Source organism: Microcoleus sp. Pol7_B2, from assembly GCF_036701035.1.
Taxonomy (GTDB): Bacteria; Cyanobacteriota; Cyanobacteriia; order Cyanobacteriales; family Microcoleaceae; genus Microcoleus.
Genome location: NZ_JAUBQB010000009.1, coordinates 104,447 through 126,212, shown reverse-complemented (window position 1 = coordinate 126,212; position 21,766 = coordinate 104,447). Strand labels below are relative to the sequence as shown.

The window sequence follows — 21,766 nt, the reverse complement described above, 5'->3', positions numbered from 1 at the left end:
AGGTACTGGAATAATAATGAATCCTCCTGTATTTATTGTTTTAAGCACTGCATAGCTCTTAACTGAACCGTATTGGTTTAAAAACACCAAATTTGAAGCAAAGACTTCAGTGCAAGCCGGAAAACCCCTGCCTTTCGATACAGAATTTCTGCGCTGGATGCTCTCCGACGGTGCGGGAGCATTGTTGCTCCAAAACCATCCTAACGCGACAGGAATTAGTTTAAAAATAGAATGGATTGAGCTAATTTCCCACGCCAACGCCTATCCTGTTTGTATGTATTCAGGATTAGCCAACGAAACCTCCACTAAAAGCTGGTTGGATTATTCCTCCTACCTCGATGCCGCCACAGCGGGAGCTTTTGACTTGCGGCAAAATATTCGCTTGCTGGAAAATGTAATGAAATTAGGCGTTGAAGGTTGGCTGCGGCTGATTAAAGCCGGGAGAGTTTGTCCGCAGGAAATCGACTGGCTGCTGTGCCACTATTCGTCTCACTTTTTCCGGGGGCAAATTGTAGAACTTCTGGAACAAGCAGGCTGCATGATTCCTGAAGAAAAATGGTTTACTAACTTATACAGTCGGGGAAATACAGGCTGCGCCTCGATTTATTTAATGTTAGAGGAATTGTTCAATTCGGGCAAGTTGAAGCCTGGACAGAAAATCTTTTGTTTTGTCCCGGAAAGCGGTCGCTTTACAACGGCATATATGATGTTAACTGCTGTGGAAAATACCCATAAGCCTATGAGTTCTCAAATTTCTAACTTTCATGAGGTTCCCGAAGCTTCGCCTCTCGAAAGCGTTAAACCCGAACACCCCAACTCTCCGCAAGCTTATTTGTTGCGGGAGTTAGCATGGATTTGGCTGAAGTTCGATCGCGAAATTCGTTCTGTTCCTATTGTCCGCAAATTGTACCGAGGAGAGTTTACAATAGAAGATTATCAAGCTTTGCTGTGCAATCTCCGGCCGCAAGTTGTAGAGGGAGCTCGCTGGATTGCTCGCGCTGCTTCTAACATGAGTGACTTTCGCCTGCGATCGACTTTTATCGGCCATGCCCAAGACGAACACCGCGACTATCAAATGCTAGAACAAAATTATGTTTCTGTGGGCGGTGAATTGGCAAAAATTGTGAAATATGATAAGAATATTGGCAGCGAAGCACTATCAGCTTTTATCTTTCACCAAGCATCGCGGGAAAATCCGGTCGATTTAATTGGCAGTATGTTTATTATCGAAGGATTGGGCAATCGGTTGGCGGGAAAGTGGGCAAAACAAATTAAAGAAAGTCTCGGTTTGCAAGACGAACAAGTATCGTTTTTAGCGTATCACGGATCTAATGACGAGTCGCATTTAGCTAAACTGGAAACTTTGATTAATGCCGAATGGATGACAGATGATATTGCCCGCCGCATTGTCAAAACCGCTCGCGTCACTGCTCGTTTATATTTGCTGCAATTGGAGGAAATTCGTTAATGCAAAAGCTGCAAAAACAAGATACCGAAAATCTCCCAGATGAGCGAAAAATTCCTTACGCTACCAAACCCTACAACCGCCGAGATCCGAATGTTTGGGATGTGCTGTTTTGCGATCGATCTATTCCCGTCGATTTAGTGGCAAAAGCCTACATGATCGGGGATTTGCAAAACTGGACTCGCAGTTATTTGCTGATTCCGATCAAAGTAATTGCTAACTTGTTGCTGGCGGTAATTATGACAACAAAGCGCCTGTTGCCATTTCAATTCCGCGCTTACACTTTAATGCACAAATCGGCTGCATTTTTCCTAAATAACTTTGTCTCGCCAGAAGCTTGTTATTTAATTGTCCGACACATCTGCATCGGCTCCAACATTATTAACTTCTTGATTGACAACGGCCCCGACACCCACATAGAAAAGTCAAAGCTTTATCCGCGCACTGTGAACGATTTAGCGGACAATGCGTTTCTCGAACACGACTTAATTCTCTATAACTTTGTCTGGGACTACAACCAGGCCATGCTGACAAATCCTAACTGGTTGCAAGTGGTCAAAAAACGGGGAATAAATTATGATAGTATTCAACCAGTAGAAGTTGCCATAGATTTTGAAAAACGCAGATGGCTAAAAATTCTGGATTTAGAATCGGCGATCGAATTGTTTAAAGTTTTTTATTCTTTGTGTTTGACTAGCGACGAATTTGCGCGAGCAGTGATGTCGCTTCAGTTAGATGAAAACTTCGGAGTGTACGTCAGCGAGATTACGGGAAATTGCGACTGGAATCATGTAATTGTCAATCGCCATCCGCTAGCCCCAAACAGTCCGTTTAATGGGGCACGCGACTTGTTTTTGCACGGGATAGTTTCGGAATATCTCTATCGGTATTTGGAACTGCAAAAAGAGATGAGAAATGTTTCACAGTAAGGTGCTTAGGTATGTGTAACGTAAGCACCTTACGAATATAAATAGCGCGTCCAATAACTTTTTGCGTAAGTCCTGAAGTTTGAAAGAATGGTTAATTTTTAGGTCAAAAATCAATAGGAAAACTCAAGCTGCTGCTAGCTGTGCTTGTTCTGCTGCTTTGGGCAAAGTCTGATTTACCACAATCCACTTGCCTGTAATTGGGTCGCGGTAAGTAATAAACGGATTAGATTTTAAAGGTTGACTGCAAGGTTTAGCGCCCATTTCTACACACTCCCAATAAATGGTATTGAATAACTACTACAACACCATACCTTTAATAATCGGCTATTTTGCCTAAAATCCGCGTGATTTACAACTCAACAATAGGTGATATTTTAGGTGTGTTTTGGTGACATAGAACACTACCTAATGTGATTTAAAACTGCGTGGGCAGTGAGCAGTATCACCAAAAACCTTCCGTAAAAAAAATCGGCCTTCTGGTTTTTACCTTCTACCTTTAAGAGGGCCACTACTTTCAGTATACATCTGATATTATTAAGTAAGGTAAAGACGTTTATCAGAGATCCCCTCACAAACTTATGGTGCTATTTGGATTTGGCAAAAAGTCGAGCCTGCCCTCTCCCCAAGAGGCCTTGCCGGGACGGGCAGAGTCGATGTCGGTACCGGCAACTCACTTTGTTAACGGCAATCCGCTCAAACCTCCCTTTCCAAACGGCATGGAGACTGCCTTGTTTGGCCTGGGCTGTTTTTGGGGAGCAGAACGCAAATTTTGGCAACAAAATGGAGTTTTTTCGACGGCTGTTGGCTACGCGGCCGGGATTACTCCGAATCCTACTTACAACGAAGTTTGCAGCGGGATGACGGGACATAATGAAGTAGTTCTGGTTGTGTTCGATCCCAAAGTAATTAGTTACGAAACGCTGCTCAAAGTTTTTTGGGAAAGTCACAATCCTACTCAAGGAATGCGTCAGGGCAATGATTCTGGTACTCAGTATCGATCGGGAATTTACACGTATTCAGCCAGCCAAAAGCAGCTAGCTGAAGCTTCGCGCGATGCTTACCAGCAGGCTTTGACTGCTGCCGGTTACGGCAAGATTACCACTGAAATTATTGATGCTCCTGAGTTTTATTACGCAGAAAGCTATCATCAGCAGTATCTTGCTAAAGAGCCGAACGGTTATTGCGGTTTGGGCGGTACTAAGGTTTGTTTGCCTGCTATGTCTCAGGCTTAAAAATTGACCCCGCTTAGGGAGAGGGACACATAGTTCAGGACAAAACATTGTTGTGTCCTTAAAACAGAGCTCAGGACACAACAATGTTGTCTCCCTACAATATATCTGGTAGGCCGTTGCTCATAGCCCGCCACAAAAAGCGGAATATGTTAGTAGTTGAAAATAGGTAATAAATGCTGAATGCTGTTGTAATTATCAATATACTAATATCTGTAGTCTGTTTTTATATCGCTGCGAGAGTGTGGAAAATCAGGCGGACGATCGCACGTTTGGAACTTCGGATCGCAGCAATCGAACGCTGTAGCAGCAATGTCCTCAGTACGACGCCGGATTTCCTTGGTAAGAGGCAGCAAGGTACCCGCCAACTACGACAGCGTTATCAACAACTAGAATTGCAACTGCAACAAGTTCAGCAACTTTTGGGATTGCTGGGTTTGGGACGGATGCTTTGGTCCAGGCGCGATCGACGTTTGAGGTAAGCTATCCTAAAATTGCCGCCTGTGCTGACTCCCTAGGGTTTTCAACAATATTTCTACCTTTGTAAAGGGCTGCGATCGGGCAAACGCCCCTAAAATTGGTGTATGGAGAGAAGTTATAAAAATGTCAACTAAACGTTCAGGATTATTTATTGGCGGTTTGCTTGTGGGTTCTGCGATCGGGGCGGTGACTGGCTTGCTGATGGCACCGCGACCGGGCAAGGAGACGCGCCAGATATTGAAAAAATCGGCCGATGCTTTGCCGGAGTTGGCGGAAGATTTATCGACTAGCGTGCAATTGCAGGCCGATCGACTTTCCGAAACTGCAATCCGGAATTGGGACGAAACTTTGATTAGACTCAAAGAGGCGATCGCGGCAGGTTTGGAAGCAACTCAGCGGGAACGCCAAACCCTGTCGGAAGCTGAATCTGAAGTGAGTCCCCCGTCGCGCCCTCCCATCCGCTAAATGCCATGAAATTCTCAACCCCCAATCCCAGATTCAAGTGAGTGATCCCATATTTTGGCTAGGACTTTCAATTTTGCTAGTGGCAGTTAGCCTGACTGCTGTTTTAGTGACTTTAATACCTGCGGTGCAAGCGCTGGCACGGGCGGCCCGCAGCGTGGAAAAGCTCGCTGACACACTTTCTCGCGAATTTCCGCCCACTTTGGAGGCAATTCGGTTGACGGGGCTGGAAATTAGCGAGTTGACGGATGATGTCAGCGAGGGAGTACAAAGTGCGGGCGAGGTTGTCAAACAGGTCGATCGAAGTATTGGTAGCGCCAAAAAGCAGGCGCAAAACGTCCAGGTAACTACTCGCAGCGTGGTGACTGGGATTAAGGCTGCTTGGAAAACTTTAACTCGGAAGCCGCCGATTTCTGGGACAAATCGCCGTTCAACAGATAGATTGTCGCCGAGTCAAAGAAGTGCGATTTCGCTGAGGGATTCGGGTTTAGAGGACAGGTATTCTGGGGTTTACGGTGCGGGTGCGAGTAATGGGGAATCGCCCAGGTTGAGGATTAGCGAGGGTTCTGGTTTCCCGGGGGATGCTGAAGAGTTTGAGGAAGTGTCGAAGGATTCTTGATTGCCCCCAATTTCTGATCATCCCTCAACAGCACACCCATCCCACCAGCAAGGATTCTTATCAATAAAATCCATCAAAGCATCATACTTAGGCGAACCCTTTTGTTCCACATACTCCAAAGCCCCCCAACTTCCCCACTTACTAAATGAACTCACATCAACAAAGTGCATGAAAAGACTGCCTCCAGCCTGTTTCCAACTATTTAGTAATTGGGTGTAGATATCATACATTTCTGGGCGCCTATTTAATTCCATAAAAAACTTGGTCAGTTTTTCGTTATTCTCAACTCCTTGAATACCTACAATATGTTGACCCCCCTCGTAAACAAATAACTTGAGTCCTTTTTTTTGAGCCACACCTAAGTAATACCTAAAGTCATTATCAACATCGGGCAAACTATCTTTGAAGCCCGGAAGTAACCCACCCTCTCTTAATTGCTTAAAAGCTTTGCCAAACCCGCCATCTGCGTCATTCAACCAAGACTCTACTGTGCTGACACTTTCTTTCCCGCCCAAGTTTCCGCTAAAATATCCACCTATGGCTAAGGCATCAATACCGTGTTGATAACAAGGTTTATTACCCTCAGCTACCCAATAGGGACAATCTAAAGCATAATTGCCTAACTCTCTCCAAGCTCTTTGAGTTCCTAACACGCAGACAACTCGATTCTTTTGATCCCCAAAGACGCCTTTCCAGATATCGCACATTTGAGCACTACGCATTCCGTGCCATTGCATAAAAGCATCGCCTTTATCTCCCCACCTCGCTTTACCTTGTTCCAAGGCATAATTCGATTGTCGAAATGACCAATTCCAAACCTCATTAGAATACTCTACATTAACTTTCAGCTTTGGATCTAAACTATCTTTGACCATTTTAGCAAAGTTAGTCATATAGTCATCCGTAGCCTGATGCGGCATATTAAACCAGGGTTCTGCTTGGACTTTGTTAGCTAAATTCACCATAACTTCTATGGGAACATTTCCTCTGTAAGCATAGGATACACTCTCTGGTTTGGGTCGGTTTGACCATTCTTTTTGTTCAGAACCATTTGTATCCATCCAGTCCATAAAACGCAAGGTCCTAAATTTTTTAATCTTTTCTATAAACAGCGGATTAAATATTTCACCACTTTGAAAAAGCTCTTCATCTTGGGATCGAACCACTTTAATATTGCGGATATAGTTCCCTGTTTTATTGGGATCGGTAGCAGTAATTGTAATCATTATGCCTCCCCCTTGTGTGGCATCTACATTAATGATATCCCTGCCGGGTTTCGACGCAGCCTCATCTTTTTTGCCATCAAATTGATATTCGATCGCACCTTCACCCTCATAAGTAACAATATATTGCCCTGAAGGATAGCGATTGGGGATTTCCCTAAGTAACAGCGTACTTACCCTAGTATATTTAGGAGCTTCTTCGGGCGATGGCAGAGACTTCACCCATCCATTTTTATCAAGATTTAAAAGATTATACTCCTCTGTATCCCATTCACCTTTACAGTTTGGTTGTCCGCTAACGCATTGAGTTATCCATTGCCTAGAAGATTTGAAAGCATCTAAAAAGGGTAATTGTGTGGAGTAGTCAGCAACACCATTAAGCCCAACTCCTAAAGAAGAGCGAGAATTTGACGTATTTTGTACATTGGCACGCACCGCTACTGTGTTATCTACTTGCCGTACTGGTGTGGGAGCGATATTAGTTGTTAAAGCCCAACATCCGGGAATGAAAATGACAAAAATTAATAAACCCAGCACAAAGCCCAGAGCTTTTTTGTTCGATCTGATACTTAATCGAGACATAAATTTGATTAATTTGATTGTTTTAGGTAAAATCGAAGCGGGCGAGGCAGTTTTAATTTTGATATTTTATCAAAAAGTTCCTTCTAAAACTATCAGCTATAAGATTATTAACATTTTTGCCTCTCAGTGGAGGGGCGAGAGCCCTTTCTGTCCCCAAGTGCCATCGTCCTTATCTAACTTCTATTCTCCTCACATTACTAAGCAACTGCAAGTTCATATTGCAGAACTAAAATTTCATCAGCTTTCAACATAGCCATAGCATATTCACTCCCTTGACTATCAGCAAACTCCACTAAATACTGACATTCTTTTCCCGTCTCATACAGTTCAACAATAGTTCCCACAAGTCCAACTGGCAAACTAGAAATAGATGCGTATTCTGGTTCCACTAGCGCTAATCGCGTATTTGAAATCGGCTTGAGAATCGCAACAGAATCCAAAACTCTAAAGTGTTTAATCATAGTTTAAGAAAAGCTGAAATTCAACAACGGTTAGAATTAGTTGAAGTAATTTCCCAGAAGTACCTTTTCAAGGTTTTTAGGGGCAGGTTTAGTTAGGATATACGCGATCGCAGCGAGTTTACCCCTTTCACGCGCCCGCCCTCCCCACGCTAGGATTTACACCTTACTTAGGCCTTAAGTTCGCGCTGCTAAACTCAGAAGCCACAATCATCGACCCAATCCCCGCATCCGTAAATATTTCTTGCAGCAAAGCATGAGGAATTCGACCGTCAATAATGTGAGCACCCTTCACACCCTGAGCCAAACTCCGCACACAACAATTAACTTTCGGAATCATCCCCCCAGACACAACTCCAGACTCAACCAACTCTCTTGCTTCTTGAATATCTAACTTAGCAATCAAACTATCCGGCTTGTGATAATCCTCTAAAATTCCCGCAGTATCGGTCATCAAAATCAACTTTTCCGCTCCCAAACCAGCCGCAATTTCCCCAGCCACCGTGTCAGCATTAATGTTGTAAGATTGACCGTTTTCATCGGCTGCCACACTCGACACCACCGGAATATAACCGCTGTTCACCAAAGACTCCAAAATCTGGATTTTCACGCCGCTGACTTCACCCACAAACCCAATTCCTTCCCGGCCATCTGGACGAGCTTGAATCAGATTGGCATCCTTGCCACACAATCCCACTGCTTTGCCGCCAGCTTGGTTAATTAACGAAACAATTTCTTTATTTACTTTACCTACCAAAACCATTTCTACAACTTCCATTGTCGCCGCATCAGTCACCCGCAAACCATCCTTGAATTGCGGCTCAATTCCCAATTTTTCCAGCCAAATATTAATTTCCGGGCCACCGCCGTGAACCACAACCGGACGCATCCCCACGCAAGCTAGCAGCACAATATCCCGAACCACCTTGTCTTTGAGATTGCTATCTTTCATCGCCGCACCGCCATATTTGACCACAATGGTTCGACCGGCAAAGTGTTGAATGTAAGGCAGTGCTTCGGACAGCACCTCTACTCGATTAGTGTCCGAATTCCTAACAAAATCGCTTTGTTTGAGCATGGGTAAATTACAGAAGACTAAAAACTTAATTCTAAACTTTAATGGCTAAAGCACATATTAACAGCCACAAAAATCACTTTTTCCCTTAAAGTTATGGACGCACAGGCTCGATCGCCTTTATTGAACCCCATCCTCAACAAATTCATAGGTTTTTTTAATAAAAGCATTAAAATTTATGTATTATAACTTATACATTTTTTGCTACAGTCAAGAAATGTATAACTCCCTAGATTTACTTAACGTTTTATGTTAACTGCTGTCGCCCAAGACTCCGAAAACCTTCAGTACAAGCTACCATCAGAGGCTGAGTCGTCCCCCCGGATGACGGTATTTTGCGATTTAGACGGGCCCATAGTCGATGTGTCCGATCGCTACTATGCCACCTATCAACAGGGATTGGCCGATACTCAAGCAGTATATCTTGCTCGGGGAATCAACCTCAACCTTCAAATACTCAGCAAACAGCAGTTTTGGCAGATGAAGCAAAACCGAGTACCCGATTCTGAAATAGCCAACAGTTCCGGCTTGTCGGGAGAAGAAATTAACGTTTTTCTCGGATGCGTCAGTCAGATTGTCAATCAGCCAGACTTGTTGCACTTAGATCGCATCCAGCCGGGAGTACAATGGGCGATCGGACTTCTGCACTCCCGCGGCGTGCGGCTGATTTTAGTCACCCTGCGGCCGAGAAATCAAGCCGTTCAACTGTTACAAAATTACGGTTTAGCCAGACTGTTTACCAGCATTCGCGGAACTCAGATGGCGGATGCCGCCTATCACAACTATACAGCCTTAAAAACTGAATTGTTGGCTGAAGTTGCAGAAGAATTTGAGTCATCGCTGGGTTCGGCTTGGATGATCGGAGATACAGAAGCAGACATCCTCGCAGGCAAAGCATTGGGAATACCTACAATTGCCGTTACCTGCGGAATTCGCAGCCGCTATCAACTCCAAAAGCACCAGCCTAATTTCATTCTCAGCAACTTGATTATTGCCGTTCATCACTTATTAGGTTCCGGACAACAAGTAATAGTAGAATGACTACAGTTAACAGTAATTAGTTAACACTTAACTGTTGACTAATGACCAATGCTTGATGACTAATGGCTGACTAAGGTTTTTCTACATTCCTGGTCATTTCCCACAAGCGATTGAGCGGAAAATAAATCACCGGAGCCCAAAGACTGCTAAGAATAGCAGAACACAAAGCCACTCGCTGGTGATAGCTCCAAATTTCCAGTAAAGCCCGATCGCCCATAGAAAAAAATTGCAGCCCCATCACCGTTTCCGCTACCACCGCCATCCCAAACACAATTAACGCGATCGGAATCGGATCTCTCTCAACAATATCTACCGGAATCGACCAGGTTTTCTGCAAAACAACTGTTAAGACTCCTACAACAACTAGACTGACAGCATGGGTGGGATGAGGAGCCGTCATCGCATCTTGAAGAAACCCCAAAACCAAGCCCATGCTAGCAGCTCCCCAAACTGTACGTTTCCGCTTAATACTCCAAGCTACCAACCAAATTAACAGCCAGTTCGGTCCAATTCCCAGCAATTCCATTCCCGGCATCCGAGTGGGCAATATCAGTATGCACAGCATCACAGATAGAAATGTAACTGCGAAGTTGAGAAATTGGCGCGATCGCGGCGAAGACATCCGAGATAAAGCTTTCATTGTTGCTGTGCTCCCCCAGATGCTGCTGAAGATAGACTCTGCGAATCCTTCGGTTCGGCTTGCTTAGAGTGGGGGTAAACCACTGCCCACTCCAGAGCATTCATCGGTGCAGAGAACTCAACCACAGCTTCTGGAGCCGGAGTTTTATTCATATCCACCGAAACCACTTTTCCCACAGGCAAACCAGCAGGGAACAACTGACTATAAGAAGAAGTTGAAACCACATCCCCAGGCTTGACATTGGGAACATTCTCAAAAAACTCCATCACCGCCTGATTTCCGCCTTTCCCGCGCATAAAACCCATGTGGCGACTGCGGGTAATTCCCACACCCAATTGACTCGTAGCGTCGCTGACTAACAGCACCAAGCTAGTATTAGGAGTAACGCTGACAACCCTGCCTACTAAACCGCCGGGGCCCATAACAGTAAAATCTGTTTTGATGCCATCGTTACTGCCGCGCCCCAAGGTTACTTGCTGCCACCAGTGGTCGGCGCTGCGACCGACAATAGGAGCTACAATTCCTGCTGGTTTCTTAGCCGAAACGTAACCTAAAAGCTCTTTTAGCTTCTGATTTTGATTTTCTAATTCTAATAGCTGCGCTTGCAATTCTTGAGTGCGCGCCGAGATAAGTTCCTCTTGCCCAGAGCCGTTGGCGTGAAACGGACGAGTCACCCAATTGTAAACTTCAAATACTGCCGCACCTTGTGTTTGCCGAACTCCCCAAGCGGCAGTTACAGCTAAACCTAGAAGAGCAATTTGCAGCCGCAGATCCCACCACTTTCGGAATGTATTTTTTAGCATAATTTCACTAATCTAAAATTGTTAAGTCAGGATTTTAGATTTGAGATTGCAGCCGTATTTCTAAATCCACAATCCCAAATTTTTTAACTACATATTACGCGACGACTGCCCGCTGAAAACCCGTTCCAACTGTTTGTTTTCCAATACCCTACCAGTTCCCAAAACCACGCAGCACAGCGGATCTGCTGCCACGTGAGTGACAATTCCTGTTTCGTGACTGATCAGAGTATCTAAACCTTTCATTAGCGCGCCACCACCAGCCAGCATAATTCCCCTGTCAATAATATCTGCTGCTAATTCCGGGGGGGTGCGTTCCAAAGTACGCTTGACAGCTTCCACAATTACTGAAAGCGGTTCCGACATACTTTCGCGAATTTCTGGGCCTTTGATAGTAACAGTTCGTGGCAGACCCGACAGTAAGTGCAAGCCCCGCACTTCCATCATTACATCGTCATCCTCTGGAGTTGGATATGCAGAACCAACCTGAATCTTAATTTCTTCAGCAGTGCGTTCGCCGATGACCAAATTGTGAACTTTTTTCATGTATTGGACGATCGCCTCATTGAGTTCGTCGCCGGCTACCCGCACAGACTCACTGATCACCGTACCTTGCAAACTCAAAACCGCAACTTCCGTTGTACCTCCGCCTATATCTATAATCATATTGCCAGTCGCCTCAGCAACAGGCAGTCCAGCCCCGATCGCCGCAGCGATGGGTTCATCAATTAACCGTACTTCTCTAGCACCGGCCTGAGTCGCCGCCTCAATGACAGCACGCCTCTCTACTCCGGTGACACCACTGGGGATGCCAATAATTATCCGCGGCGAAACTAAGCTTCGGCCTTCGTGAACTCTGCGGATAAAAGTCTTGAGCATCAGTTCTGCCGTATCGAAGTCTGCAATTACCCCGTCCCGAAGCGGGCGCAGTGCTATGACATTCCCTGGCGTGCGGCCGAGCATTTTTTTTGCTTCTTCTCCAACAGCCAGCGGTATTTTTAAATCTTGGTCGATCGCCACTACAGAAGGTTCCTGCAGAACAATACCTTTGCCCGATACATAAACGAGCGTGTTAGCAGTACCGAGGTCGATACCCATATCTCTAGATAACGAAAATCGATTGAGAAGACCCACTGATTCGTACCCCCCCCAAAAACTAAAATACTATTGTGTGCAATAATGTTGTTACAAAAGTGTAACCGAGGTGGATTCTATTACGTTTTTCATCCTGAGTCTAGTCAGAAATGTACATTGTCGAGCTCAGGTTGAGCGCAGACTTGCCAATCATCCACTATCAATATGTTCTGCTAACTGGGTGTACAATCAGGATGAAGCCTCACAAGCGTTGTTCCAAGTTCAGTTTGGAGGCTAATGCGCGTGTGGACTGTTTAACTACATCACCGATCGACCACATTCCCAAAAAAGTTTATGAGTCTTAATGTTGTGACTTTAGTAGGCCGCGTCGGCGGCGACCCGGACGTTAAGTATTTTGAGTCGGGTACAGTTAAGTGTAGTTTGACGCTGGCAGTGAATCGCAGAACCAAGAACAGCGATCAACCAGACTGGTTCAATCTGGAAATCTGGGGCAAAACAGCGCAGATTGCGGCTGACTACGTTCGTAAAGGCTCTCTAATTGGCGTAACAGGCTCTTTGAAGTTTGATCGCTGGCAAGACCGCAATACGGGTTCAAATCGCTCGAAGCCGGTAATTAAGGTAGACCATTTAGACTTGCTGGGTTCCAAACGCGACAACGAGTCGGGTATGTCGCAACACAACAGCGAATTCTAGCGTTTGGGGAATTTAGGAAGTAATATTTGTGAATTGGGTGGGTGCTTGTGACTTCAGAAAAGTTAGAAATTGTTCAAACTGAGTACCAAGCTGGGCAAGTAGCTTTTGAGAGTGGGCGGTATGCTCAAGCTGTGCAGAGTTTAGAAACAGCTACCGGTTTAGTCGATCGAAATTCCCGGTTGGGCGGTGAGGTACAAATGTGGTTAGTGACAGCCTACGAAGCCTCTGGCAATACAGAAAGGGCGATCGAGCTTTGCCGCAAGCTCACCCGCCATCCCCGCCAAGAAACCCGCCAACAAGCAAAACGCTTGCTGTTCATTCTCGAAGCTCCCAAACTCACTATCCCTCCTGAATGGATGGTGAAAATCCCTGATTTGGCAGCTTTAGATGAAAATCAATCAATCAGTTTTCAAGCCAATCCGAACGCTGATATCAAGTACGCTAAACCAAAGCCAGTCGTACCAGAGCCTGTAGATTTGAGTCAGGTTAATACGAAAGATAATAGGTTTATCTGGGTGGCGTTAATTGCGATCGGGCTAATTTTAGGCGGATTATTTATTAGTTATTAATCATTTTTTCATTCGCACAAACTCTATCTCTAGGGTGCGCCGAGGCTCACCTCACCCCTACTGAGAGAAGTTAAGCAATGCCTTTTAGCAATTATAAAAGTATCAGCGCGGTCGCGAAATAATTCCAAATTAATTACCTATCGGATAATTTCATTGTCGATAAAGCATTTGTAGTTAGCGCAGTTTTTCGGAATGAATTAGAAGTGATTTTCAATGAGGGAGTATTTGACAACTCGGAAATAGCCATTTGTGAAAATATCATTTATCCTGTATTAAAAGAAGTTTGGAAAAATTATCGAACTAATTTTCTCCTCTGGAGTGACAAAACCTTAGTCTATAAGGAGAATCTGTTAGGAATGCCAGATTATATATTGGCGAAGCGCTCCCCCCTCGGCACAGTAGTTTTTGACAAGCCCTATTTCATATTAGTTGAAGCCAAGAAAGAGATCGCATTTGATGAAGAATGGGGACAGTTTTTGGCAGAAATGATCGCCGTGCAGCGACTTAACAATGAACCCAAACAAACTATCTTTGGGATTGTTTCTAATGGGGCAATGTGGCAGTTTGGCAAGCTGAAATTAGAAATGTTTACTCAAAATAAATTTTTCTATACAATTCAGGACTTAGACCGACTGTTTGCAGCCGTTAACTATGTTTTTAAACAGTGTGAATTACTATTATAGGAAAAGGAAGTTCGGCAACGGGTTATTTAACAGATGTAACGGATGTAGTTGAGGTTAGGAAGAAGGAATAAGGAAGGCACCACCAGTAGTTTTGACACCGATACACGATTAATTATGGAGCAAGAGGCAGGAGTCAGATGTTGAATAGCGATAATTGCTAAAATAAAAAAAAGACCAAACCAGAAAGGCGATTATTGTGAGCGATTCAACCATAGAACAGATTTTGAAATTGGCATCTCAACGCGCGGATGCCGCTGAAGTATACTACCTGTCGAGTCAAGACACCCCCATAGAATTTGAAAACAATCGCCTCAAATCCCTGCAAACCAAAGCACTGCAAGGCGTAGCACTCCGGCTGATTTACCAAGGCAAAATCGGTTTTGCCAGTTCCACAGATTTAACGCGGATAGACGATTTAGTAGATGCAGCGATTCAAACAGCCGAAATCGGCGACCCCGCAGAATTTGAACTCGCCTCCAACTTTCACCTAAAAGGCCCGGAAACCACCTACACTCCGCCCACCACTCAAGAATTAGTGGAAAACGGCAAAAACCTCATTGAGCAAGTTCACGCTTACAATCCCGATATTATGGTAGATGTCGGCTTCCACGTCCGCAGCGGCCGCGTGAAAATTGCTACGACGCAAGACCTCTATGCCGAAAGAAGCAGCCAAATAATCAGCGGGACGATCGCGGGAAATTTGGTAAAGGGAGAAGACTTTATGCAAGCATACAGTTACGACGTAGCGTGCGATCGTCCCCTGGACACCGACAGCATCCTCCAATCACTCCTCGAAAAATACCGCCTCGCCGAACATTCAGCCACCATCACCAGCGGTTCCTACCCAGTATTATTTACCCCCAGAGCAGCCGCTAGCACCCTCGGCGGCCTCTTTGATACCATCCTTTCAGGTCAAGCAGTAGTTCAAAAAGCCTCTCCCCTAGCCGACAAAATCGGCGAAACCTTATTTGACGAACGCTTTACCTTTTTTGAAGACCCCACTTTAGGCCCTTCTGCTTGTCCCTTTGACGACGAAGGTACGCCCACCACCCGCAAAATCTTGATAGACAAAGGTACTGTCACCGGATTTTATTGGGATCGCAGGTGGGCGGCTCGCGCCGGTGTAGAATCAACCGGCAACGGTTTTCGTGGCGGATTGTCTCGCCCAGGCCCTGATTTGACTAACTTTTGCATTTCTCCAGGAAATACCGCCACTCAAGACTTGATTGCTAGCATGGACGAAGGTCTAATAGTAGAGCAGGTTTTAGGAGCCGGTCAGTCCAATCAGTTAGCTGGCGAATTTTCTGTCAATTTGGACTTAGGCTATAAAGTAGAAAAAGGCAAAATTGTGGGTCGCGTCAAGAATACAATGGTGGCAGGCAGCATTTTTGAAGCATTTAAAAATTTGGCAGATTTGAGTAGCGAAGCCGAATGGGTAGGCGGTGCAGCCTATTTGCCGAGTATGCTGTTTCAACAGTTGGGTGTAGCTTCTAGGCAATAAGTTCAGTGCGGTTAATTCCAGGTGACACTGATACTGTTGCTAGAAAAATCTTAGCACTCACCTCAAAAAGACCCGGTTTCGGCCACGCAGCATCTGTGAAATTGCCCTTCGGTAGCCCATAAACCGCGTTTATGGTATGCGGTTCGCAAGTCCAGACGTGGAAATAGAAACACAGAAACAGTGCCGCGAATTCAACGCTTTGCTAATTCATGCAAATAGGGAAAAACAGGGAAAAAGGTACAATGAAAGAGCAAAATGTCAAGGATGGAACTCGGAAGAAGAAAAAGCACTTTTTCTTTTTTTTACCTTTGGTTTTTTGCCTTTTAACTCTAGTGACTGGATGCGTTCAGTACGATGTCGGGGTTAACTTTGAGAGTCAAACTCGTGGCGAAATCGTGCAGCACATTAAACTGGGGGAAAGGTTGACGAGCTTCAGCAGCGAAACTGTTGCAGAATGGTTGAAAAGCGTAGAACGCCGGGTGAGGTTGCTGGACGGAAAAACTAAACGGGTTTCCCCCACAGAAGTTCTAGTGAGGATTCCTTTCAATAATGGAGCCGAGTTGCAAGACAAGTTCAACCAATTTTACAATCCGATCGCACCAACCACAAAATATCGGGCCGCAAGTCCCCTAGAAACAGATTTGCCGAAGTTTGAATCTCACCTGAATATCAAGCAGAATAATTTGTTATTGGTGCTGCGAAATCGGTTGAGTTTGGAATTGGATTTGCGCTCTCTTTCACTGCTTTCTTCTAACGGCAGTCTGCTGCTGAGTCCGGGGGGACTTTTGGAGCTAGACTTTAGCTTGAACACGCCTTGGGGCGCCGAAAGTATTGAAACTGTCGCCGGTGCGCTGGTTCCCGAAAGCTATCAGCAAGGAAAACAGTTAGTTTGGAAGCTCAAACCCGGAGAAGTTAACTATTTGGAGGCGATATTCTGGATTCCCAGCCCGGTAGGAATTGGGGCGCTGATTATTGCCTTATTTGTAGCCGCGGGCATTGCTTTGAAATATCAAATATTGCCAGCACTCGGAATCGGCAAGAAACCACAAAACATCGGTCATACCTAAAGAGGATATGTCCTGGAGGGGCGGGTTAACCAATATCTTCACTCAGCTCTCAGAACTCCAATAAACCCGGCCCTCCCCGGATATTATGGTTAATTGACCAGATTTGATCTTATCAAAAAAGACTGAGAACATCTGTCAAAAAACAGTTGACAAATAGTAAATAATTTGCTTGACCTGAATTAAGAATTAGGAACAGAGAAAATGCGATCGCTAAATTTCTTCTTCATCTTTCTGATCTGCTTGGCTCTAGTATTATTCAGCATCGAAAATACACAGCCAGTCGCGATTCAAGTTATCCAAGGCGTCCAAGTTAAAGCTCCGCTGTGCGTAGAACTAATTGTAGCGACCGGATTAGGGGCCACACTAGCGTGGCTGTTCAGTCTGTGGTCGAGAATGCAGCGAACCCTCGCGTTGCGCCAAGAGATTCGCCAAGTTCGCGAAAAAGAGCAGCGGATTCAGGAATTAGAACAAAATCTTGAACGCTATAAAGCCGAAGTAGAAGGTCAACAACCTTTGTTAGAAAGTGGAGAACCGATAAGTTTAGAAATAGCAGCCATTGAGGGCAAAGCTGCTGAAATAACCGCCAATTAACTTGATATGCTCTCTCGTTTTCCCAGAGGCAAAATCTAAAATCTAAAATCTAAAATCTAAAATCTAAAATCGAATGGCCGTTTCCCGAGACCAAGATGGCTTAGAAACGATTTCCGAGGGGATCGCAATTTTAATTGACCTAGCGGAACGGGGAGAAATTGATCCTTGGGACGTTAAGGTAATTGAAGTGTTCGATCGATGTCTGAGCAAGCTTACGAACGCCTCCGATGCAGATCAGAGTAAGGATTTCTCCGATTTGTCCCACTCCGGCCAAGCGTTTTTGTACGCTTCAATGCTGGTGTTGCTCAAAGCAGAAAGTATCGTCCTCTCAGAACCCCCCGCGAATCCCGACTCGGCCGACGAGCCGGCAGTAGAAGACGCAGAGCACTCAGGCGGGCGACACTTGCCGCAGCATTTAGAGCGGCAATTGCGCCGTCGCGGTGTAGCTCAACTACCGCAAAAACGCCCGGTGACTCTCCCAGAACTGATTGAGCAGTTGCAGCTAATGAAAGCAGCAATGGAGCAGACAGTTACCCCCCGCCGTCGCCCTACCTCAAAAATGCGATCGCAAGCGGCCCAAGCTATCTTTGAGCTAGCTCACCAAGAAAATCTCGTAGAAACTGCTAGTGAACTCGAACGGTTTCTGGCTCAGCGGGGCGCGGAAATTGACGAGGGTTGGCTGGACTTGGACACATTGCTAGAGCTCTGGCACCATAACGATTTGCACTCTCCTGTCAACCCAGAACTCCCGGTATCGACTGCGGAAGTTCACTTGCCAAATCATGACCGCGTGGGTATTTTTTGGGCGTTGTTGCTCCTATCGGCTCAGTCTAAAGTAGAGTTGCTTCAAGAGGAGTTTTACCAAGACCTGAAAATCCGCGCGCTTTGAGCTTGCACGGTATTAGGTTCTCGGGGGAAACTAATAACTATGCCACTGCGTCGGTTAAGATTCTAGGCAGAATCTCGCTCTATGGCATTCTGTTGCTGAGTCTGGGATGCGGAGAGCGGGAGCGTGAAGTTATTGCTGGTTCCCGATACCTGGTTTCTTAGAATCCAGGTAAATTCGGAATAAATGATTGATAGCCTGGTACGATGTCGCCTATAAAGAGGTCAGGATTTTGCTGTGCTCGATCGATTCGACGATCGCAACCGCTAGCATCTAATTGTTCAGTTGATATCAGTTAACAGAGGGTTGAGGAAGTTAAGAATGAAAGCGATGATTCTGGCGGCCGGTAAAGGCACTCGCGTCCGTCCTATTACTCAGACAATACCCAAACCGATGATTCCCATCCTGCAAAAGCCAGTGATGGAGTTTTTGGTTGAATTGCTCCGCCAGCATGGATTTGACCAGATTATGGTCAATGTTTCCCACCTGGCAGACGTGATTGAAAACTACTTCCGTGACGGTCAAAAGTTTGGGGTACAAATTGCCTATTCTTTTGAAGGGCGAATTGAGGACGGAGAAATGATTGGAGAGGCTGTCGGTTCGGCTGGTGGCATGAAACGAATTCAGGACTTCTCGCCGTTTTTTGACGATACTTTTGTGGTGCTGTGCGGCGACGCTTTGATTGACTTGGACTTGACTGCTGCTGTGAAGTGGCACCGGGAAAAAGGGGCGATCGCTACTATTGTTATGAAATCGGTTCCCCGCGAGGAAGTTCCTAGTTATGGAGTGGTGGTAACAGACGAGTCTGGCAAAATTAAAGATTTCCAAGAAAAACCTTCTGTAGAGGAAGCTCTGAGTACCGATATCAACACTGGCATTTACATTTTTGAACCCGAAATATTCAATTATATTCCCTCTGATACAGAGTACGATATCGGTTCGCAATTATTTCCCCACCTTGTAAAAATAGGCGCGCCTTTTTACGGGATTAGCATGGACTTTGAGTGGGTGGATATCGGCAAAGTTCCTGACTATTGGCGGGCAATTCAGAGCGTACTCCTGGGACAAGTTAAAAATGTTTCGATTCCGGGAATTGAAGTGCGCCCCGGCATTTACGCTGGTTTGAATGTAGCTGTCAACTGGGATAAGGTTGATATTACAGGGCCTGTTTACATTGGGGGGATGACGATCATTGAGGATGGAGCAAAAATTGTCGGCCCGACAATGATCGGCCCAAATTGTTGGCTTTGCAGTGGCGCTACTGTGGAAAACAGCGTGATTTTTGAGTATTCTCGTTTGGGCCCGGAGGTGCGGTTGGTTGACAAACTGGTGTTTGGGCGCTACTGCGTTGATAAAACCGGGGCTGCGATCGATTTGCAAGCGGCTGCTCTCGATTGGCTGATTACTGACGCTCGCCAAGTTTTACCGACTCAACACGGAGAAGAGCGGCGGGCGATATCTGAAATTCTCGGTCATGGTGCATAATTGTTAATTGCTAAGTGGCAATTGCTAATTGCTCAAGGTAAGGTGCGCTAGGCGCACCCTACTTTTACGTTTATGATCTCAGCTTTCAATTATGGTAATGTGCTTAAGTTGCACCCTACATTTTAAGACTGAAGATAAGTATATTTGCTGAGACTCCGCTCGTAATTTTGCAGCAAAAGTTGGGCTTCGGAAAGAGTAATTTTATTTTGCTGCAAAGCTGCTTCTGTCTGACGGCGGATGCTTTCAACCAAATTTTCTGAATCGTACTGTACGTAGCTAAGGACTTCTTTCATAGTGTCTCCTTTCACAACGTGTTCGATATGATAGCCAGAAGGTGTTAGCTGAATGTGAACTGCATTAGCATCGCCGAATAAGTTGTGAAGGTTGCCCATAATTTCTTGATAAGCACCTCCCAAAAATAGCGCCAAATAGTAAGGTTCTCCAGGTTTGAGAGTATGCAGTTCCAAAACAGACTTCACATCTCGCAAATCGATAAATTGGTCGATTTTGCCGTCGCTGTCGCAGGTAATATCGGCTAAAATACCGCGTTGAGTTGGTTCTTCGTCGAGTCGGTTAATCGGCATAATTGGGAACAATTGGTTAATTGCCCAACTGTCCGGTACTGACTGGAAAACAGATAAGTTGATGTAATAAATGGACGCCATCACCTTTTCTAAGTCTTCCAAATCCTCCGATACATATTTTTTTTGCCGCGCGATCGTCTGTATTTTATCGCAGCAAGCCCAGTACAACTGTTCGGTTTTCGCCCGTTCCGCAATTCCCAAATAGCCTAAGTTAAATAAACTGACTGCTTCTTCCTTGAACTGGATAGCATCGTGATAAACTTCTTGGTAATTTTCGGGACTGATAGATTGGTAAATTTCGTAGAGATTGCGCGGAATTTGGTGCGCGTTTTCGTCTACTGGTTCTGCTACTTCTCTGGGGACATCGCTAGTACCGAGTACGTCAAAAACTAACACTGATTGGTGAGAAGCGATCGCCCGCCCGCTTTCGCTAATGATAATTGGAACCGGGATTTTGCGCTCGTCGCAGGCATCTTTCACTCCCGCTACTACGTCGTTAGCGTAGTTTTGCATATTGTAGTTTTTGGAAGCGTGGAAGTTTGTTTTAGACCCGTCGTAGTCAACGCCGAGTCCGCCGCCTACGTCCAAGTAGTTCATATTAGCTCCCAATTTAGCTAATTCTACATAAATGTGGCTGGCTTCTCGAATGGCGTCTTTGATGACACTAATTGAGGAAATTTGAGAGCCGATGTGGAAGTGCAGTAACTGCAAACAATCGAGCATTCCAGCTTTTTCTAGTTCGCCGACTGCACGCATAATTTCTGGAATTGTTAAGCCAAATTTTGCCCGATCGCCCGTGGAACCTCCCCAGCGGCCAACCCCTTTGGTAGTGAGTTTTGCTCGCACTCCCAAAATCGGTTTAATTCCTAATGCTTTGCTCGCGGCGATTGCGAGTTCTACTTCCTCTATTTGCTCTAGCACAATTACGGAAGTTTGCCCTAGCCGCTGCGCCAAAATAGCAGTTTCGATGTATTCGCGGTCTTTGTAACCGTTACAAATTAATAAAGCGCCTGGGTTTTTTAAGGTCGCCAAAGCTATCATTAATTCCGGTTTCGAGCCGGCTTCGAGCCCGAAGTGATGGGGTTGACCGAAACGCACCAAATCTTCAATTAATTGTCGGTGCTGGTTGCATTTTACTGGAAAGACACCGCGATAAACATTTTTGTAATTGTACCGAGCTATCGCTCGGGCAAAACACGAATTTAAGCGCTCGATCCGGTCTTCCAAAATATCAGAAAATCGAATCAGCAGGGGCAAAGCCAAATTTCGCTGTTTCAGGGATTCTACCAGTTCGCATAAGTCCAGGGAACCGCCGCGATCGCCCTTGGGAGAGACTGTAACGTGACCGGCTGCATTGATCGAAAAATACGGTTCACCCCAACCTTGAATTCGGTAGAGTTTCTCACTATCTTCTATTGTCCAAGATGCTTGTGGCAGTTGAGCTGCCGTTACCAAGGCACTGTCTGGTGTCGCCAAACTCGTGGCTGTTGGCGAGTGAGTCGATAGCGGATCGAGATCGGAGAAAGCAGCGGTGGCTGGGGAACTCATCTTATCGGAAACCTCTTTGAGGAGTGGTCAAATAGATAGTTTATCGCACATATCGGGTTTC

At 45.5% G+C, this 21,766-nt stretch carries 23 protein-coding genes; 15 read left to right on the top strand and 8 right to left on the bottom strand.

The genetic code is table 11. From position 1 onward, the window contains the following. Positions 1-109: 109 nt before the first annotated feature. Entirely contained in the window at positions 110-1,468 is a 1,359-nt protein-coding gene (locus tag QUA57_RS06000) for a 3-oxoacyl-[acyl-carrier-protein] synthase III C-terminal domain-containing protein (protein ID WP_333059918.1), read from the top strand. Then, entirely contained in the window at positions 1,468-2,394 is a 927-nt protein-coding gene (locus QUA57_RS05995) for a DUF6999 family protein (protein ID WP_333059919.1), read from the top strand. Before QUA57_RS06000 ends, QUA57_RS05995 begins: the two co-directional genes overlap by 1 nt. Before the next feature lie 123 nt (positions 2,395-2,517). Here QUA57_RS05995 and QUA57_RS05990 read toward each other — a convergent pair whose 3' ends face one another. Beyond that, positions 2,518-2,655, bottom strand: coding sequence for a hypothetical protein (locus QUA57_RS05990; protein ID WP_265236679.1), 138 nt, complete (start codon positions 2,653-2,655; stop codon positions 2,518-2,520). A 317-nt stretch (positions 2,656-2,972) separates the two neighbouring features. On the opposite strand from QUA57_RS05990, the gene msrA reads away from it, so the two are divergent. The 4 genes from msrA to QUA57_RS05970 all read left to right on the top strand — a co-directional run bounded on the left by msrA (position 2,973) and on the right by QUA57_RS05970 (position 5,184). Further along, positions 2,973-3,626, top strand: a complete 654-nt coding sequence (gene msrA, locus QUA57_RS05985; protein ID WP_333059920.1) for a peptide-methionine (S)-S-oxide reductase MsrA — start codon at positions 2,973-2,975, stop codon at positions 3,624-3,626. A gap of 173 nt (positions 3,627-3,799) precedes the next feature. Then, complete coding sequence (locus QUA57_RS05980; RefSeq protein WP_333059921.1) at positions 3,800-4,105, top strand: hypothetical protein; 306 nt, start codon at positions 3,800-3,802, stop codon at positions 4,103-4,105. A 121-nt stretch (positions 4,106-4,226) separates the two neighbouring features. After that, positions 4,227-4,568 carry a YtxH domain-containing protein gene (locus QUA57_RS05975; RefSeq protein ID WP_333059922.1) on the top strand — a complete coding sequence of 114 codons (342 nt, stop codon included), beginning with the start codon at positions 4,227-4,229 and terminating at the stop codon, positions 4,566-4,568. A gap of 37 nt (positions 4,569-4,605) precedes the next feature. After that, positions 4,606-5,184, top strand: coding sequence for a DUF948 domain-containing protein (locus tag QUA57_RS05970; protein ID WP_333059924.1), 579 nt, complete (start codon positions 4,606-4,608; stop codon positions 5,182-5,184). A gap of 17 nt (positions 5,185-5,201) precedes the next feature. On the opposite strand, the gene QUA57_RS05965 is transcribed toward QUA57_RS05970, so the two are convergent. The 3 genes from QUA57_RS05965 to argB all read right to left on the bottom strand — a co-directional run bounded on the left by QUA57_RS05965 (position 5,202) and on the right by argB (position 8,525). Further along, positions 5,202-6,989, bottom strand: coding sequence for a cellulose-binding protein (locus QUA57_RS05965; RefSeq protein ID WP_333059926.1), 1,788 nt, complete (start codon positions 6,987-6,989; stop codon positions 5,202-5,204). A gap of 197 nt (positions 6,990-7,186) precedes the next feature. Continuing rightward, on the bottom strand, positions 7,187-7,450 hold the full coding sequence (locus QUA57_RS05960; RefSeq protein ID WP_333034923.1) for a DUF4926 domain-containing protein: 264 nt from the start codon (positions 7,448-7,450) through the stop codon (positions 7,187-7,189). Between the two features lie 163 nt (positions 7,451-7,613). Next, positions 7,614-8,525, bottom strand: a complete 912-nt coding sequence (gene argB / locus QUA57_RS05955) for an acetylglutamate kinase (RefSeq protein ID WP_333034924.1) — start codon at positions 8,523-8,525, stop codon at positions 7,614-7,616. 246 nt (positions 8,526-8,771) lie between these two features. Between argB and QUA57_RS05950 the strand changes: the two genes are divergently transcribed. Continuing rightward, on the top strand, positions 8,772-9,563 hold the full coding sequence (locus QUA57_RS05950; protein ID WP_333059928.1) for an HAD family hydrolase: 792 nt from the start codon (positions 8,772-8,774) through the stop codon (positions 9,561-9,563). Positions 9,564-9,633: 70 nt separating this feature from the next. On the opposite strand, the gene mreD is transcribed toward QUA57_RS05950, so the two are convergent. The 3 genes from mreD to QUA57_RS05935 form a co-directional block, all read right to left on the bottom strand. Continuing rightward, positions 9,634-10,203, bottom strand: a complete 570-nt coding sequence (gene mreD, locus QUA57_RS05945; protein WP_333034926.1) for a rod shape-determining protein MreD — start codon at positions 10,201-10,203, stop codon at positions 9,634-9,636. Continuing rightward, positions 10,200-11,006 carry a rod shape-determining protein MreC gene (gene mreC, locus QUA57_RS05940; RefSeq protein WP_333059930.1) on the bottom strand — a complete coding sequence of 269 codons (807 nt, stop codon included), beginning with the start codon at positions 11,004-11,006 and terminating at the stop codon, positions 10,200-10,202. The genes mreD and mreC overlap by 4 nt, the downstream gene beginning before the upstream one ends. A gap of 87 nt (positions 11,007-11,093) precedes the next feature. Continuing rightward, positions 11,094-12,101: a rod shape-determining protein gene (locus tag QUA57_RS05935; RefSeq protein ID WP_006632285.1), complete on the bottom strand. Its 1,008-nt coding sequence runs from the start codon at positions 12,099-12,101 to the stop codon at positions 11,094-11,096. A 330-nt stretch (positions 12,102-12,431) separates the two neighbouring features. Here QUA57_RS05935 and QUA57_RS05930 point away from each other — a divergent pair, with 330 nt between their 5' ends. The 8 genes from QUA57_RS05930 (at position 12,432) to QUA57_RS05895 (ending at position 19,573) form a co-directional block, all read left to right on the top strand. Then, the gene (locus QUA57_RS05930) at positions 12,432-12,791 is read left to right on the top strand and encodes a single-stranded DNA-binding protein (protein WP_190663675.1); all 360 of its coding nucleotides are present in this window, start codon (positions 12,432-12,434) and stop codon (positions 12,789-12,791) included. Between the two features lie 47 nt (positions 12,792-12,838). Further along, a complete protein-coding gene (locus QUA57_RS05925) occupies positions 12,839-13,360 on the top strand; it encodes a tetratricopeptide repeat protein (RefSeq protein WP_333059932.1) in 522 nt (173 codons plus the stop codon). A gap of 203 nt (positions 13,361-13,563) precedes the next feature. Continuing rightward, the gene (locus QUA57_RS05920) at positions 13,564-14,043 is read left to right on the top strand and encodes a hypothetical protein (protein ID WP_333059935.1); all 480 of its coding nucleotides are present in this window, start codon (positions 13,564-13,566) and stop codon (positions 14,041-14,043) included. Positions 14,044-14,239: 196 nt separating this feature from the next. Further along, positions 14,240-15,544: a metallopeptidase TldD-related protein gene (locus QUA57_RS05915; protein WP_333059938.1), complete on the top strand. Its 1,305-nt coding sequence runs from the start codon at positions 14,240-14,242 to the stop codon at positions 15,542-15,544. Positions 15,545-15,786: 242 nt separating this feature from the next. Continuing rightward, positions 15,787-16,611: a DUF3153 domain-containing protein gene (locus tag QUA57_RS05910; protein WP_333059940.1), complete on the top strand. Its 825-nt coding sequence runs from the start codon at positions 15,787-15,789 to the stop codon at positions 16,609-16,611. Positions 16,612-16,812: 201 nt separating this feature from the next. Further along, positions 16,813-17,202: a LapA family protein gene (locus tag QUA57_RS05905; RefSeq protein WP_333034937.1), complete on the top strand. Its 390-nt coding sequence runs from the start codon at positions 16,813-16,815 to the stop codon at positions 17,200-17,202. 73 nt (positions 17,203-17,275) lie between these two features. Continuing rightward, complete coding sequence (locus tag QUA57_RS05900) at positions 17,276-18,091, top strand: segregation/condensation protein A (RefSeq protein ID WP_333059942.1); 816 nt, start codon at positions 17,276-17,278, stop codon at positions 18,089-18,091. Positions 18,092-18,409: 318 nt separating this feature from the next. After that, positions 18,410-19,573 carry an NDP-sugar synthase gene (locus QUA57_RS05895; protein ID WP_333034939.1) on the top strand — a complete coding sequence of 388 codons (1,164 nt, stop codon included), beginning with the start codon at positions 18,410-18,412 and terminating at the stop codon, positions 19,571-19,573. A gap of 122 nt (positions 19,574-19,695) precedes the next feature. Here the strand turns inward: QUA57_RS05895 and speA are convergent, their stop codons facing one another. Further along, complete coding sequence (gene speA, locus QUA57_RS05890; protein ID WP_333034940.1) at positions 19,696-21,705, bottom strand: biosynthetic arginine decarboxylase; 2,010 nt, start codon at positions 21,703-21,705, stop codon at positions 19,696-19,698. Positions 21,706-21,766: the final 61 nt, after the last annotated feature.

What these genes read in the sequence shown, in the direction of transcription:
- QUA57_RS05995 (WP_333059919.1), top strand. Translation starts at nt 1,468, where the DNA reads ATGCAAAAGCTGCAAAAACAAGATACCGAAAATCTCCCAGATGAGCGA.
- QUA57_RS05990 (WP_265236679.1), bottom strand. Translation starts at nt 2,655, where the DNA reads ATGGGCGCTAAACCTTGCAGTCAACCTTTAAAATCTAATCCGTTTATT.
- msrA (WP_333059920.1), top strand. Translation starts at nt 2,973, where the DNA reads ATGGTGCTATTTGGATTTGGCAAAAAGTCGAGCCTGCCCTCTCCCCAA.
- QUA57_RS05980 (WP_333059921.1), top strand. Translation starts at nt 3,800, where the DNA reads ATGCTGAATGCTGTTGTAATTATCAATATACTAATATCTGTAGTCTGT.
- QUA57_RS05975 (WP_333059922.1), top strand. Translation starts at nt 4,227, where the DNA reads ATGTCAACTAAACGTTCAGGATTATTTATTGGCGGTTTGCTTGTGGGT.
- QUA57_RS05965 (WP_333059926.1), bottom strand. Translation starts at nt 6,989, where the DNA reads ATGTCTCGATTAAGTATCAGATCGAACAAAAAAGCTCTGGGCTTTGTG.
- QUA57_RS05960 (WP_333034923.1), bottom strand. Translation starts at nt 7,450, where the DNA reads ATGATTAAACACTTTAGAGTTTTGGATTCTGTTGCGATTCTCAAGCCG.
- argB (WP_333034924.1), bottom strand. Translation starts at nt 8,525, where the DNA reads ATGCTCAAACAAAGCGATTTTGTTAGGAATTCGGACACTAATCGAGTA.
- QUA57_RS05950 (WP_333059928.1), top strand. Translation starts at nt 8,772, where the DNA reads ATGTTAACTGCTGTCGCCCAAGACTCCGAAAACCTTCAGTACAAGCTA.
- mreD (WP_333034926.1), bottom strand. Translation starts at nt 10,203, where the DNA reads ATGAAAGCTTTATCTCGGATGTCTTCGCCGCGATCGCGCCAATTTCTC.
- mreC (WP_333059930.1), bottom strand. Translation starts at nt 11,006, where the DNA reads ATGCTAAAAAATACATTCCGAAAGTGGTGGGATCTGCGGCTGCAAATT.
- QUA57_RS05935 (WP_006632285.1), bottom strand. Translation starts at nt 12,101, where the DNA reads ATGGGTATCGACCTCGGTACTGCTAACACGCTCGTTTATGTATCGGGC.
- QUA57_RS05930 (WP_190663675.1), top strand. Translation starts at nt 12,432, where the DNA reads ATGAGTCTTAATGTTGTGACTTTAGTAGGCCGCGTCGGCGGCGACCCG.
- QUA57_RS05910 (WP_333059940.1), top strand. Translation starts at nt 15,787, where the DNA reads ATGAAAGAGCAAAATGTCAAGGATGGAACTCGGAAGAAGAAAAAGCAC.
- QUA57_RS05905 (WP_333034937.1), top strand. Translation starts at nt 16,813, where the DNA reads ATGCGATCGCTAAATTTCTTCTTCATCTTTCTGATCTGCTTGGCTCTA.
- QUA57_RS05900 (WP_333059942.1), top strand. Translation starts at nt 17,276, where the DNA reads ATGGCCGTTTCCCGAGACCAAGATGGCTTAGAAACGATTTCCGAGGGG.
- QUA57_RS05895 (WP_333034939.1), top strand. Translation starts at nt 18,410, where the DNA reads ATGAAAGCGATGATTCTGGCGGCCGGTAAAGGCACTCGCGTCCGTCCT.
- speA (WP_333034940.1), bottom strand. Translation starts at nt 21,705, where the DNA reads ATGAGTTCCCCAGCCACCGCTGCTTTCTCCGATCTCGATCCGCTATCG.